Here is a 12653-nt window from a genome sequence, read left to right as displayed (position 1 = left end):
AGGATGAAAAGCGGCAAGAGGTTGCCATGCAGCAGACAATTCTCCCCCAGGCGTCAAACCCCGGTGTCCAAAAGGACGTAGCGACAGCCAAGACCGCGGGTAACCGGGATTCCGGCAGTGATAGCCGTTTTGACCAGGTCTCACGCGCCGAGCAGAAACGCCTGGAGCAGAAACAGTCAGACCGTCTGGATCAGCGCCGTTCCGTGCAGGACAGTCGGGATGCCAAGGCTGTGGATCAGAAAACCAGTGAAGACTCGGCTGATTCCCGACCGGCAACTCAGGCGGAAAAGACGGATGCGTCTATAGCCCAGGACAAGGGTGAAACGCTAGTTCCTGACGACCTCGTTCAGGGCGAGCTGCCCGAGACCGCGTCAACAGACTTCACGCCGATGACGTTTGCCAGCCTGCAATCCCTGATCATGCCTGCAGGCAACCCTTCGCCGACTGATGCAGATGTGGTGCTGGCGCCCGCGCTGGCACCCACAACGGGCTTGCCTGGACTCTTGAACGGCCAGAGCTCGCAGCAGAACGCCGGTGGCACTGCGATGACCCTCAGTACCCAACTGACGGAATTGCTGTCGGCGGGTGTTGCCGGTGAAACCTCGAGACCGGTAGATCCAGCCAGCGCACTGACGACTCCGAAATTCCAGGCTACGCTGGAGCTGGCCTCGCAACAGGCTTCACAGCCTACTCGCCTGGCTGCAGAGGCGGCGGTTCCACTACGTGGCTACGCGACCTCTGTAGACGTGCCGGTAGGGCAGGCGGAGTGGGGCGACAAGGTGATGGGCAAATTGAGCTGGCTGACCGCGCGCAATATGTCGGTTGCTGAGATCCACCTGACACCACCGGATATGGGTCCGATGGAAGTCAAGGTTCGGGTGCAGAATGATCAGGCCACGGTTACCGTGCATGCCGCCAACCCGGTGGTTCGGGAGCAACTGGAGCTGCACTCACACCGGTTGCGGGACATGCTGGGAGAGCAAGGTTTATCACTGAGCCAGTTTGATGTATCTGACCAGGCTAACCAGCAGGCCGGCAGCCAGGGCGAAGGCGCCGGTGAGGACGGTTCCGGTGCGAACGGGGCCGGAGTGGCCGGAACGGATGTCGACGACGACCTGGCAGACCTCGGCAGCCTTGATCTAGCCTGGAAAGGCGAAGTGGATATCTTTGCCTGACACTGATCGTTTTCTGATCACTTCTGACTTACCTTCCAAACCTCTTTGCCCATCCTTGCCGGCAACGCTAAACTGCGGTTCTGAACCGGAGGGATGGGGCTTCTGGCCCGCCCTTTGCATTAACTCTGAAAAGTCAGCGGGACCCGTCCTGACTGACAAAAATCTGACAAAGCGGACATTATGGCTGAGAACAATGCGGAACAGGCGCCTGCCAAAAAAGGTAAGTTGAAGCTCATCATCATGCTGGTGATAGTCATCATTCTGGCGGTAGCACTGTCGGTGGTCGGAACGCTCTGGTTTCTGGGCGATGGCTTTTCCGGTGACGGTGATCAGGTCGATGCCAATCCGGAAGAAACCAGTTTTATTGCCAGCAGCTACACCGATCTGGAAAAGGCGCTGGTGACCACGGTTCAGGCTCAGGGTAGGCAACGCTATGCCCAGGTGCATCTATCCTTTGAGGCGACAGACCCGTTGGCACTGGCCGCGGTGGACACGCACATGCCTCTGATTCGAAGCAAGCTGGTGATGGTGTTGGGCAATACCGACTTCAATGAAATACAGACACCCGATGGCCGGGCGGATCTCGCCGTGCAAATGCTGGTAACCGTCAATGAGGTGCTGGCTCAGGAAGGTGAGCCTGAAATCAAGCGAGTGTTGTTCAGGAACTTTGTGGTGCAATAGGTACCCGGTCGGGTAAACGAATTTCAGGGCAGGATCAGGTATGCAGGACTTATTATCGCAGGACGAGATTGATGCGCTCCTTCACGGTGTCGATGACGGTGATATCGATACCTATGAAGAGACGGACGAGTCCGGGGTAAAAAATTACGACCTGGCCAGTCAGGACCGCATTGTCCGTGGCCGAATGCCCACCCTCGAAATGATCAACGAGCGCTTTGCCCGCTACACCCGTATCAGTTTATTCAATCTGTTGCGCCGAAATGCCGACGTGTCTACCGGTGGTGTACAGATCATGAAGTTTGGCGAATACATTCATACCCTGTACGTGCCGACCAGTCTCAACCTCTGTAAAGTTCGCCCGCTGCGTGGTACCGGTCTGTTCGTTCTTGACGCGAAACTGGTGTTCAAACTGGTCGATAACTTTTTCGGTGGTGAAGGCCGACATGCGAAGATTGAGGGTCGTGAATTCACGCCCACCGAGACCCGGATTGTGCAGATGGTGCTCAATCAGGTTTTCACGGACATGAAAGAAGCCTGGCATGCAGTTTTAAAAGTCGACTTTGAATACCTGAGCTCCGAAGTCAACCCGGCCATGGCCAACATCGTCAGCCCCAGTGAAGTGGTGGTGGTCAGCACCTTCCACATCGAGCTGGATGGCGGCGGCGGCGAGCTACACTTTGCGTTGCCTTATTCGATGATCGAGCCCATTCGCGATGTGCTGGATGCCGGCGTGCAGAGTGACATAGACGACGTGGATGAGCGCTGGGTCAATGCCCTGCAGGAAGACGTCAAAGAAGTGAATGTCCCGATTAATACCATGGTTTGCCGGCGCCGGATATCACTCAGGGACATCGCAAAGTTGAAAGCCGGGGATGTGATTCCGGTAGAAATGTCGGATTTCCTGACGGTAACCGCCAATGGCATTCCAATCTATAAGGCAACGCTTGGCACCCGGGACGGAAAGCTGGCACTGAGAATTCATGAGCGGGCAACTTTGCCCAGAGTCAAGAAACAACTGAAGGGTGGACGCAATGGCTGAGGACGACAACAAAGACAAACAGGAGCTCAGCGAAGACGAGAAGCTGGCTGCTGAATGGGAAGCGGCAATGGAGGAAACTGGCGGCTCAGACGACGGCGATTCTGATGGCCGTGAAGACGAGTGGGCTGCGGCCATGGCTGAGGCCGATGACGGCGACGAGCCCGGTAAGAGTGTTCGCGCCGCACCCATGGAAGAATTCGGAGAAGATGCGGGCCTGACCGGCAGCGGCGATGCGCCTGATATTGACGTGATTCTGGACATTCCGGTCACCATTTCGATGGAAGTGGGTAACACCCAGATCCCCATCCGCAATCTGCTTCAGCTGAACCAGGGTTCGGTTATTGAGCTGGACCGGCTGGCCGGTGAACCGCTGGACGTGCTGGTCAACGGCACGCTGATCGCCCACGGCGAAGTGGTCATGGTGAATGAGAAGTTTGGCATCCGGCTGACCGATGTGATCAGCCCGGGTGAACGGATCAAACGGTTGCAGAAATAATATGCTCCGCATCCTGACCTGGCTTATACCCGCGATGGTCGCCCTGCCGGTGCTGGCAGAAGAGTCAGCTGCACCGGCTGCCGGTGACGCGGCCCGCAATGCTCCGGATACGGTAGGCACCGTGGTGAGCCTCGGTGTGGGTTTGCTGGCGGTGGTCGCGGTGATTTACGGCTGCGCCTGGCTGATCCGGCGCATGAATGGCATGACCGGCATGAACAACAACGCCATCAAAGTCGTATCGGTGATGGCCATTGGTGCTCGAGAGCGCATTGCGCTGATTGAGGTGGGTGGGCAGCAGATTTTGCTGGGCATTACCCCTTCTGCCATCCGCACTCTGCAGGTGTTTGACGAACCGGTCGTTGACGCCGCCAACCCTCCGTCGAGCGAATTTGCCCGCCGGCTGCAAGGCATGATCGGCAAATCCTGGTCGGCACCGGATAGGAAAGACTAACGCTATGACTGAGGCCATGCTCAAACGCTGCCTGCCATTGTTTCTGCTGATCCCCGGTTTGCTGTTGGCGCCGACGGCCCTGGCGGATCTGCCTGGCATTCCAGCCTTTACTCTGACGCCCGGCGAAGACGGCACCGAGGAGTATTCGGTGACGCTGCAGATTCTGGCGCTGATGACCGCGCTGACCTTTCTGCCAGCCATGATGATGATGATGACCTCGTTCACCCGCATCATCATTGTGTTTTCTATTTTACGGCAGGCGCTGGGACTACAGGCGACGCCTTCGAATCAAATTCTGCTGGGGCTGGCACTGTTCCTGACTATCTTCATCATGAAACCGGTGCTGGAAGAAGCCAATGAGGTTGGCTTGCAGCCCTATATGCAGGAAGAAGTCACCTCGCTGGAGGCAGTCGAGCTGGCCAGCCAGCCGTTCCGGCGTTTTATGCTGGAACAGACCCGGGAATCAGACCTTGCGCTGTTCATGCGGATCGCCGATGTTCAGTATGAAACCCCGGAGGATGCGTCCTTCTGGGTGTTGATGCCAGCCTTTGTGACCAGTGAACTGAAAACAGCCTTCCAGATCGGGTTCATACTGTTTATACCATTTCTGGTCATCGATATGGTGGTGGCCAGTGTTCTGATGGCCATGGGTATGATGATGCTTTCACCCATCATCATCTCGTTGCCCTTCAAAATCATGCTGTTTGTTCTGGTGGATGGCTGGGCACTGATTATGGGTACCCTTGCTGCCAGTTACGGGATATAGGAGGCCACACATGACCCCTGAAACCGTCATTGATATTATACGTGAAGCCCTGTGGCTGATCGTATTGTTGGCCGCGGTCATCATTGGCCCCGGTCTGGTGATTGGCCTGGTGGTCAGTACCTTTCAGGCCGCCACCCAGATCAACGAGCAAACCCTCAGCTTTCTGCCGCGGCTGCTGATCACCCTGATCGTCATTATCGTGCTTGGCCCCTGGATGCTCACGGTCTTGCTGGACCACGCCAATCGGCTGATTTCCAACATCCCCTATCTGATCGGCTGACGGATGGTGCCGGCGGAGTTCAGTGCGGATCTGATCGGCCAATGGGTCGGGCAATATCTCTGGCCGTTGTTCCGGCTGGCCAGCTTTCTGATGGTGATCCCCATTTTTGGTACCCAGCTGGTACCTGCCCGGGTGCGCCTCGGCTTAGCTCTTCTGATGACCATTCTGATTGCCCCCATGATCCCGGACGTGCCGCAAGTTGAGGCGTTCAGCGCCGACGCTGTGGTTATTACGCTACAACAGATTCTGATCGGGGTCGGGCTGGGTTTTGCCCTGACCGCCTTGTGGCAGTTGTTCGTTATTGCCGGTCAGATGATTGCCATGCAGATGGGCCTGGGGTTCGCCTCCATGGTGGACCCGGCTAACGGGGTCAACGTGCCGGTGCTGGCACAGATCTACACCATCACCATTACCTTGCTGTTTTTGGCGATGAACGGGCACTTGGTGGCGTTTGAGGTATTTATCGAAAGCTTCTATACCATGCCCATCGGTATGGAGGGGCTTGGCCAGGGTGGTATCTGGGATCTGGCGCACCGAATCAGCTGGATGTTTGTGTCGGCGGTATTGCTGGCTTTGCCGGCCGTAACGGCTGTTTTCATCGTTAATATTTCATTCGGGGTGATGACCCGTGCTGCTCCGCAGATGAACATCTTCGCACTGGGTTTTCCGATTGGCCTGATTTTTGGCTTGTTTGCCATCTGGGTATTGCACGCCAACTTCCTGCCACACTTTGATCAGTACACACGGGAAACCTTTGAATTCATGCGGCAGCTACAGAGGCAACCCTAGCCATGGCTGAAGAGAACGACAACAGCCAGGAAAAGACCGAAGAGCCAACCGCCCGACGACTCGAAAAGGCCCGGGAGGATGGCCAGACCGCCCGCTCGAAAGAGCTGGCGACCATGGCGGTGTTGTTGGCCGGTGCCGGTGGCATGCTAATGTTTGGTGGCAGCCTGGCGACGGTGCTTGAGGGTATCATGCGCGATGCTTTCATCATTGAACGTGCTGCTATTTATGACACTCGGCACATGAGTGTTCAGCTGATTTTGTCGGCTAAAGCTGCTGCCTTTGCCCTTTCGCCCATTCTGCTAATGTTGTTGATTGCCGCCATCGCCGGCTCCATCGGTATTGGGGGACTGTTGTTCAGTGGCAAGGCTATTGCCCCCAAAGCCAATCGGATGGATCCGATTAAGGGCTTGGGCAGGATGTTTTCAATGCGTTCGTTGATTGAGCTGGTGAAGGCAATCGCCAAGGTGGGACTGGTGCTGTCAGTGGCCATTATGATCCTGCATCTGCGGACGGATGATTTGCTGAGTATTGCTGAAGAACCGGTAGTTCCGGCCATGGCGCATGTGGTCTGGACCATGGCCTGGAGTTTTTTGGTTTTGTCTTGCGCGACGATCATCATTGCGATAATTGATGTGCCGTTTCAGATTTACGATCACCAGAAGAAACTGCGAATGACCAAGCAGGAGGTGAAGGATGAATACAAGGACTCCGAGGGCAAGCCGGAGGTCAAGGGCAAGATTCGCCAGTTGCAGCGTGAGATGTCCCAGCGTCGGATGATGCAGGATGTGCCGACGGCGGATGTGGTGATTACCAACCCGACCCATTATGCGGTGGCGTTGAAGTACGATCAGATGTCGATGGGCGCGCCGGTGGTGGTCGCCAAGGGAGCGGATGAAATTGCTTTCAAGATTATGGAAATTGCACGGGCGAACAAGGTGGAGATTCTGCGGACGCCGCCGCTGACTCGGGCGGTGTATCACAATTCGGACATCGGGCAGGAGATTCCGGACGGTCTGTATATGGCCATCGCGCAGGTGCTGGCCTATGTGTTCCAGCTGCGCCAGTTCCGCAAGGGGCGAGGTGACAAGCCCGGAATGCCGGACTTCCCGATTCCGCCGGAGATGCGTCGGGATATCTGATTGGGGAGTTTATTTTACGCCAGCCTGCCGGTTCGGAGTTGTGCGGCGTTGCTCCGGCCATCCCTGGCCTCCGAGATTTTTGGGAGGCCGGACCAACGCCGCACTTCAGACTTGGTCAGTATCCTGATCCTTGCCGCGACAGCGGCAATAGATCAATCCTCTTTATGTTCGTAAATCCGCTTGCCCCAGGCTTCCTTGTCACCGGGGAGGATCAGGTTCAGGGCAATGGCGGCCACCGCGCTGAGGGCGATGCCTTCGAGCTGGCCGATTGCCAAGTTGCCGATGCCGAACACCAGGGTCACGCCGACGATGACCAGGTTACGAGGCTGGGACAGGTCTACCTGGTGGCGGATCAGGGTGTTCAGGCCGACTACGGCGATGGAGCCGAACAGCAGGCACAAAATGCCGCCCATGACCGGCACCGGGATGGTCTGCAGGGCGGCGCCGAACTTGCCCACGAAGGCCAGGACGATGGCGGTGCCGGCGGCCCACCACATGACTTTCGGGTTGAAGTTGCGAGTCAGCATGACCGCGCCGGTGACTTCGGAGTAGGTGGTGTTGGGCGGTCCGCCGAGCAGGGAGGCGGTGCTGGTGGCCAGGCCGTCGCCCAGCAGGGTGCGGTGCAGGCCGGGTTTTTCGAGGTAGTTTTTGCGGGTGACGTTGCCGATGGCCAGAACGTCACCGATGTGTTCGATGGCCGGCGCGATCGCCACCGGGATCATGAACAGGATGGCGCCCCAGCTGAAGGCCGGTGCGACAAAGTTAGGGACGGCAAACCAGGCGGCTTCCTGTACGGGGGTGGTGTCGACGATGCCGGCAAACCAGGACAGGATGTAGCCGACGATCACGCCGAACATGATCGGGATCAGGCGGAAGATGCCTTTTGCCCAGACCGCCATGACGATGGTGACCGTCAGGGAAATCATGGCGATCCAGATCGCGGTGGTATAGGGGACAAGCTCGGCGGAGCCGTCGCCGGTGCGGCCGGAGGCCATGTGCACCGCGACAGAGGCGAGGCCAAGGCCGATGGTCATGATGACCGGCGCGATGACGACGGGGGGCAACAGGCGGGTGACAAAACCGGTCCCGCGCAGCTTGACTGCGCCCGAGAGCAGGATGTAGAGAATGCCCGCCGCCATCAGGCCGCCCAGGGTTTCTTCAAGGCCGAACCGACCCTTGGAGGCGATAATGGGCGCGATGAAGGCAAAGGAAGATGCCAGAAAAATGGGAATCTGGCCGCCGGTAACAACGTGAAAAATCAGTGTGCCAACGCCGGCAGTGAACAGGGCGACGTTGGGGTCGAGCCCGGTAATCAATGGCATCAGTACCAGTGCGCCGAAGGCGACCAGCAGCATCTGGGAACCGGCGAGAGCCTGCTTCCAGGTGGGTTCGTTGATGTGGTCCTGCATGATCAGACGTCCTTCTGTTTGGTGCCGAAGATCTTGTCGCCGGCGTCACCGAGGCCCGGCAGGATGTAGCCTTTCTCATTCAGGCGCTGGTCAACAGATGCTGTGTAGATGGACACGTCCGGATGCCTGTCCAGCACCTTTTTCACGCCTTCCGGCGCGGCAACCAGCACCAGTGCCCGTATTTCCGTGCTGCCGGCTTTTTTGAGCAGGTCGATGGTGGAGATCATCGAGCTGCCGGTTGCCAGCATCGGATCAATAATCAGCGCCATGCGCTGGTCCAGTTCGCCCACCAGCTTCTCCAGATAGGTTTCGGCTTCGAAGGTGGTTTCGTTGCGGATCTGGCCAACCACGCTTACCCGGGCTACGGGAATCAGGCTCAACACGCCGTCCAGCATGCCAAGACCTGCGCGCAGGATGGGAACGATGGTGATTTTCTTGCCGTGGATCTGTTCCACCGTCACCGGCCCGGCCCAGCCTTCAATGGTTTCTTCCTGCAGCGTGAAATCCTTGGTGGCCTCGTAGGTCAGCAGGGTGCCAACTTCCTGTGCCAGCTCACGAAAATTTTTGGTGCTGATGTCGGCGCGGCGCATCAGCCCGAGCTTGTGGCGGATCAGGGGGTGCTTCACTTCGTGAATGGGCATTGCGGTCACCTGTGTGTTCGGCTGTTCGAGCGTGGAGTTTGATGGATCAAATGGCGCAAGGATACCGTATCTGAGAGCCCGCGTCAGGCACTGACAGGACTGGAAATATCAAATTTTGTAAGGACTGGTACGGATCTTGCGATGACTGTTCCTGAATGGCGCCCCGCGTCAGATTTTCGACCCTGACACACCAGGCAGCACGGCAAAGCGGAGAAGTATCCAGAATGGACAGAGCGTTAGTTCTGAGTAACGTCAAAACCCTGACGCGGGGCAGTATCGGCGTTCCCCTGATGCTGATGGGGTTGTTGGGCATGATGATCCTGCCCATGCCGGCTTTTCTGCTAGACGTGTTCTTCACGTTCAACATTACCCTGTCCATCGTTATTGTGCTGGTTTGTGTTTACGCGCTCAGGCCCATGGAGTTTGCTTCTTTCCCGACGGTGCTGTTGGTGGCCACCCTGCTGCGGCTTGGCTTGAACGTCGCCTCTACCCGGATTGTCTTGCTGGAAGGCCATGAGGGCGGGGATGCTGCCGGTAAGGTGATTGAATCTTTCGGTGCCGTCTTGATCGGTGGCAATTACGCTGTCGGTCTTGTGGTGTTTGCCATTTTGATGATCATCAACTTTCTGGTAGTGACCAAAGGTGCCGGCCGGGTCTCCGAAGTCAGCGCCCGCTTTACTCTTGACGCCATGCCCGGTAAGCAGATGGCGATTGATGCCGACCTCAACGCGGGCCTGATCAATCAGGAAGAGGCCAAAAGCCGGCGCTCGGAAATCGCTCAGGAGGCCGACTTTTACGGCTCCATGGACGGTGCCTCCAAATTTGTTAAAGGCGATGCCGTCGCGGGCTTGCTGATTCTTGCCATCAACATCATCGGCGGTGTGGCCATCGGTATGTTGCAGCATGACCTGGATTTTGGTCTGGCCATGGAGCGTTATGCCCTGCTGACCATTGGTGATGGCCTGGTCGCCCAGATTCCGTCGCTGTTGCTGTCTACCTCGGCCGCGATCATGGTGACCCGGGTTTCTGCCAGTCAGGACATGGGCGGTCAAATCATCCATCAGATGTTCAATGCGCCCAAGGCTATCGGTATTGCCGGTACCATCCTGATTATCCTCGGTCTGGTGCCGGGCATGCCTCATGTTGCTTTTCTCGGGCTTGGTCTGTTGGCTGTCGGTGCCGCCTGGATGATCTGGAAAAAGCAGCAACAGACCATTGAAGAAGAGGGGGCTTATGCCGGCCGGGCGGGTTTTGCCGGCAGTGCGCCACGATCGGGTGGTGAGGTTGTTCAGGATCGCTCCGGTGGTGACAGTCATGCCCTGCCTGCGCCGGGTGAAACCCGTGAGCTGGGCTGGGACGACGTCGCCACCGTGGATATTGTGGGTCTGGAAGTGGGTTATCGGTTGATCCCGCTGGTGGACAAGTCTCAGGGTGGTCAGTTGCTCAGCCGCATCAAAGGCGTGCGTAAAAAGCTGTCACAGGATCTGGGCTTTCTGATGCCGTCGGTGCATATCCGGGACAACCTGGACCTGATGCCGAACGTGTACCGCATTACCCTCATGGGCGTGACCATCGCCGAGGCGGAAATCCATCCCGAGCGCGAGCTGGCTATTGATCCGGGCCAGGTGTTTGGCAAGGTTGAGGGCATTGCCGGCAAAGACCCGGCCTTTGGTCTGGATGCCATCTGGATTGAGCCGGACAAGAAAGATCAGGCGCAAACCCTTGGCTACACCGTGGTCGACGCCAGCACCGTGGTGGCTACCCACCTTAACCAGATTTTGCAGAAGCATGCCCACGAACTGATTGGTCATGAAGAAACGCAGAAGTGGTTGGACCAACTGGAAAAAATCTCCCCCAAGCTGGCCGAGGAGCTGGTGCCTGCGTCGGTCTCCATCAGCATTCTGCTGAAAGTACTGCAGAACCTGCTAAAAGAGGAAGTGCCGATCCGTGACATGCGCTCCATCGCCGAAGCGATCGTCAATGTGCATCCGAAGAGCCAGGACCCGAAACTGCTGACCATGCTGGCCCGGCAATCGCTGCGACGGATGATTGTTCAGAGCATCTGCGGCAATGATGCCGAGATCCCGGTAATCACCCTGGACCCAGACCTGGAACAGTTATTGCTGAAGTCTGTTCAGCAGAGTCAACAATCCGGCGGACAGGATGATATCGGGCTGGTGCTTGAACCCAACATGGTGGAAAAGCTGCAGCGCTCCCTTCAGGACAGCGTGCAGCGCCAGGAGATGTTGGGCAAACCGGCCATCCTGCTGGTTTCCGGGCCCTTGCGGCCAGTGCTGGCGAAATTTGCCAGTTACGGGGTAGAGCGCTTGCATGTGCTCTCGTATCAGGAAATCCCGGATAACAAACAGATCACGATAGTCGCCTCTGTGGGCCAGTAAAGCTTGCGGAGCAACGCGGTCAGCCAGAGACGGCTTGCCGGTGGAGGATGAGGCATCATGAAAGTACAGCGGTTTTTTGCGAAATCCATGGCCGAGGCCCTGAAACAGGTCAGTCATGAAATGGGTCCCGATGCCGTGATTCTGTCCAATCGCCGGGTGGACGGAGGTGTCGAAATTGTGACAGCCCTGGATTATGACGAAAATATGGCGCGTCAACGTCTTGGCGAAAAGGCGGCGCAGGCCACCAACGGTTCAAGATTGGCGGAAATGCAGGCCGACCAGCATCGTCAGCTGGAGCAAGAGCTGGATCGCTCACGCAGCAGGATTCGTGAAGTTCGTGAAAAGCGGGCCAATGTCGGCTCGGAATTCAGTCGAGGTATCGGTAATGACCATGCCGGCGCGGCGCCCGCTGATAACGTGTTTGGTTCATTCAGTGACGGCCCGAAGGCGTCGGGGCCGAGCGCCAATCCTGCCCAGGGCAGCTATTCGGATGAGCTTGCCAGCATGCGAGCGGAAATCAGTTCGCTCAGAGAGCTGGTCAGTGGCCGTGAGTCTGCATCAGCGCCGGCCCCGGCCAATGCCTCCAACGCCGTGCAGCAGAGACTGGCCGAGCGACTGCAAGAGTTTGGTCTCAGCACCGAGCTTTCGGTGTCGGTGTCCCGTCAGCATCGGACCGGTCGTCTTGAGGATGGCTGGAAGCAGTCCCTGAAAATGCTGGCTACCGGTGTCAGAACTGCGCGCGAGCATTGGCTTGAAGCTGGCGGAGTCTATGCACTGGTCGGGCCTACCGGCTCTGGTAAAACGACCACCATTGGCAAGCTGGCGGCTCGCTATGTTCTGGAACACGGGCCGGACTCGCTGGCACTGGTCACCACGGATCGCTATCGCGTAGCGGCCCATGAGCAGCTTTTTGTGTTCGGTCGTATTCTCAATGTGCCGGTCCGTGTGGTCGACGAGAGCCACTCCCTCGACGACATCCTCGATGAATTATCCGATCGCCACCTGGTGTTGATCGATACCGCGGGGCTGACCAGTTCGGATCGCGGCTATCAGGAACAGCTGGCAGAGTTGGCCCGCAGCGATCACAATATCCGTACTCATCTTGTGGTGTCAGCCACCAGTCAGCCACGTATCATGAAATCCGTGTGGCATTGCTATAAGATGGCAAACCTTGCCGGCTGCGTCATGACCAAGATTGATGAAGCCCTTACCCTGGGTGAATCCCTCGGTTTTGTGATGGAAACCGGCTTGCCGGTGGCCTGGTACACAGACGGCCAGAAGATTCCGGAAGATCTGCACCGGGCGGAGGCAATTCCCCTGGTGCGAATGGGCGTAGAGCGTCTGAAGGCGCAGCAACACAGTCAGGGTGTTGCGGAAGGGGCCTGAGG

The 12653-nt window shown here is 57.6% G+C and carries 13 protein-coding genes; 11 read left to right on the top strand and 2 right to left on the bottom strand.

The window, feature by feature from the left end; all coding sequences use genetic code 11:
* The 9 genes from C7H08_RS16945 to flhB all read left to right on the top strand — a co-directional run.
* A partial coding sequence (locus tag C7H08_RS16945) for a flagellar hook-length control protein FliK (protein WP_243411439.1) occupies positions 1 to 1175 on the top strand: 1175 nt, incomplete at its 5' end.
* 180 nt (positions 1176 to 1355) lie between these two features.
* Entirely contained in the window at positions 1356 to 1856 is a 501-nt protein-coding gene (locus C7H08_RS16940) for a flagellar basal body-associated FliL family protein (protein WP_106673393.1), read from the top strand.
* A 40-nt stretch (positions 1857 to 1896) separates the two neighbouring features.
* Positions 1897 to 2895: a flagellar motor switch protein FliM gene (gene fliM / locus C7H08_RS16935; RefSeq protein WP_106673392.1), complete on the top strand. Its 999-nt coding sequence runs from the start codon at positions 1897 to 1899 to the stop codon at positions 2893 to 2895.
* Entirely contained in the window at positions 2888 to 3391 is a 504-nt protein-coding gene (gene fliN, locus C7H08_RS16930) for a flagellar motor switch protein FliN (RefSeq protein ID WP_106673391.1), read from the top strand. Before fliM ends, fliN begins: the two co-directional genes overlap by 8 nt.
* Before the next feature lies 1 nt (position 3392).
* Positions 3393 to 3842: a flagellar biosynthetic protein FliO gene (gene fliO, locus C7H08_RS16925; protein WP_106673390.1), complete on the top strand. Its 450-nt coding sequence runs from the start codon at positions 3393 to 3395 to the stop codon at positions 3840 to 3842.
* A gap of 4 nt (positions 3843 to 3846) precedes the next feature.
* Positions 3847 to 4608 (top strand): flagellar type III secretion system pore protein FliP, encoded by a 762-nt coding sequence (fliP, locus tag C7H08_RS16920; RefSeq protein WP_106673389.1) that lies wholly within the window; start codon positions 3847 to 3849, stop codon positions 4606 to 4608.
* 10 nt (positions 4609 to 4618) lie between these two features.
* Positions 4619 to 4888 (top strand): flagellar biosynthesis protein FliQ, encoded by a 270-nt coding sequence (gene fliQ, locus C7H08_RS16915; RefSeq protein ID WP_106673388.1) that lies wholly within the window; start codon positions 4619 to 4621, stop codon positions 4886 to 4888.
* A 3-nt stretch (positions 4889 to 4891) separates the two neighbouring features.
* Positions 4892 to 5677: a flagellar biosynthetic protein FliR gene (fliR, locus tag C7H08_RS16910; RefSeq protein ID WP_106673387.1), complete on the top strand. Its 786-nt coding sequence runs from the start codon at positions 4892 to 4894 to the stop codon at positions 5675 to 5677.
* A gap of 2 nt (positions 5678 to 5679) precedes the next feature.
* A complete protein-coding gene (gene flhB / locus C7H08_RS16905; RefSeq protein ID WP_106673386.1) occupies positions 5680 to 6816 on the top strand; it encodes a flagellar biosynthesis protein FlhB in 1137 nt (378 codons plus the stop codon).
* A 152-nt stretch (positions 6817 to 6968) separates the two neighbouring features.
* On the opposite strand, the gene C7H08_RS16900 is transcribed toward flhB, so the two are convergent.
* Positions 6969 to 8225: a uracil-xanthine permease family protein gene (locus tag C7H08_RS16900; protein ID WP_106673385.1), complete on the bottom strand. Its 1257-nt coding sequence runs from the start codon at positions 8223 to 8225 to the stop codon at positions 6969 to 6971.
* 2 nt (positions 8226 to 8227) lie between these two features.
* Positions 8228 to 8866, bottom strand: coding sequence for a uracil phosphoribosyltransferase (gene upp, locus C7H08_RS16895; protein ID WP_106673384.1), 639 nt, complete (start codon positions 8864 to 8866; stop codon positions 8228 to 8230).
* Positions 8867 to 9090: 224 nt separating this feature from the next.
* Here upp and flhA point away from each other — a divergent pair, with 224 nt between their 5' ends.
* Positions 9091 to 11265, top strand: coding sequence for a flagellar biosynthesis protein FlhA (gene flhA / locus C7H08_RS16890; RefSeq protein ID WP_106673383.1), 2175 nt, complete (start codon positions 9091 to 9093; stop codon positions 11263 to 11265).
* A 57-nt stretch (positions 11266 to 11322) separates the two neighbouring features.
* Positions 11323 to 12651: a flagellar biosynthesis GTPase FlhF gene (gene flhF / locus C7H08_RS16885; protein ID WP_106673382.1), complete on the top strand. Its 1329-nt coding sequence runs from the start codon at positions 11323 to 11325 to the stop codon at positions 12649 to 12651.
* Positions 12652 to 12653: the final 2 nt, after the last annotated feature.

This window comes from Marinobacter halophilus (assembly GCF_003007685.1).
Classification (GTDB): domain Bacteria; phylum Pseudomonadota; class Gammaproteobacteria; order Pseudomonadales; family Oleiphilaceae; genus Marinobacter; species Marinobacter halophilus.
This window is presented reverse-complemented; position numbering and strand designations above follow the sequence as displayed.

What these genes read in the sequence shown, in the direction of transcription:
- C7H08_RS16940 (WP_106673393.1), top strand. Translation starts at nt 1,356, where the DNA reads ATGGCTGAGAACAATGCGGAACAGGCGCCTGCCAAAAAAGGTAAGTTG.
- fliM (WP_106673392.1), top strand. Translation starts at nt 1,897, where the DNA reads ATGCAGGACTTATTATCGCAGGACGAGATTGATGCGCTCCTTCACGGT.
- fliN (WP_106673391.1), top strand. Translation starts at nt 2,888, where the DNA reads ATGGCTGAGGACGACAACAAAGACAAACAGGAGCTCAGCGAAGACGAG.
- fliO (WP_106673390.1), top strand. Translation starts at nt 3,393, where the DNA reads ATGCTCCGCATCCTGACCTGGCTTATACCCGCGATGGTCGCCCTGCCG.
- fliP (WP_106673389.1), top strand. Translation starts at nt 3,847, where the DNA reads ATGACTGAGGCCATGCTCAAACGCTGCCTGCCATTGTTTCTGCTGATC.
- fliQ (WP_106673388.1), top strand. Translation starts at nt 4,619, where the DNA reads ATGACCCCTGAAACCGTCATTGATATTATACGTGAAGCCCTGTGGCTG.
- fliR (WP_106673387.1), top strand. Translation starts at nt 4,892, where the DNA reads ATGGTGCCGGCGGAGTTCAGTGCGGATCTGATCGGCCAATGGGTCGGG.
- flhB (WP_106673386.1), top strand. Translation starts at nt 5,680, where the DNA reads ATGGCTGAAGAGAACGACAACAGCCAGGAAAAGACCGAAGAGCCAACC.
- C7H08_RS16900 (WP_106673385.1), bottom strand. Translation starts at nt 8,225, where the DNA reads ATGCAGGACCACATCAACGAACCCACCTGGAAGCAGGCTCTCGCCGGT.
- upp (WP_106673384.1), bottom strand. Translation starts at nt 8,866, where the DNA reads ATGCCCATTCACGAAGTGAAGCACCCCCTGATCCGCCACAAGCTCGGG.
- flhA (WP_106673383.1), top strand. Translation starts at nt 9,091, where the DNA reads ATGGACAGAGCGTTAGTTCTGAGTAACGTCAAAACCCTGACGCGGGGC.
- flhF (WP_106673382.1), top strand. Translation starts at nt 11,323, where the DNA reads ATGAAAGTACAGCGGTTTTTTGCGAAATCCATGGCCGAGGCCCTGAAA.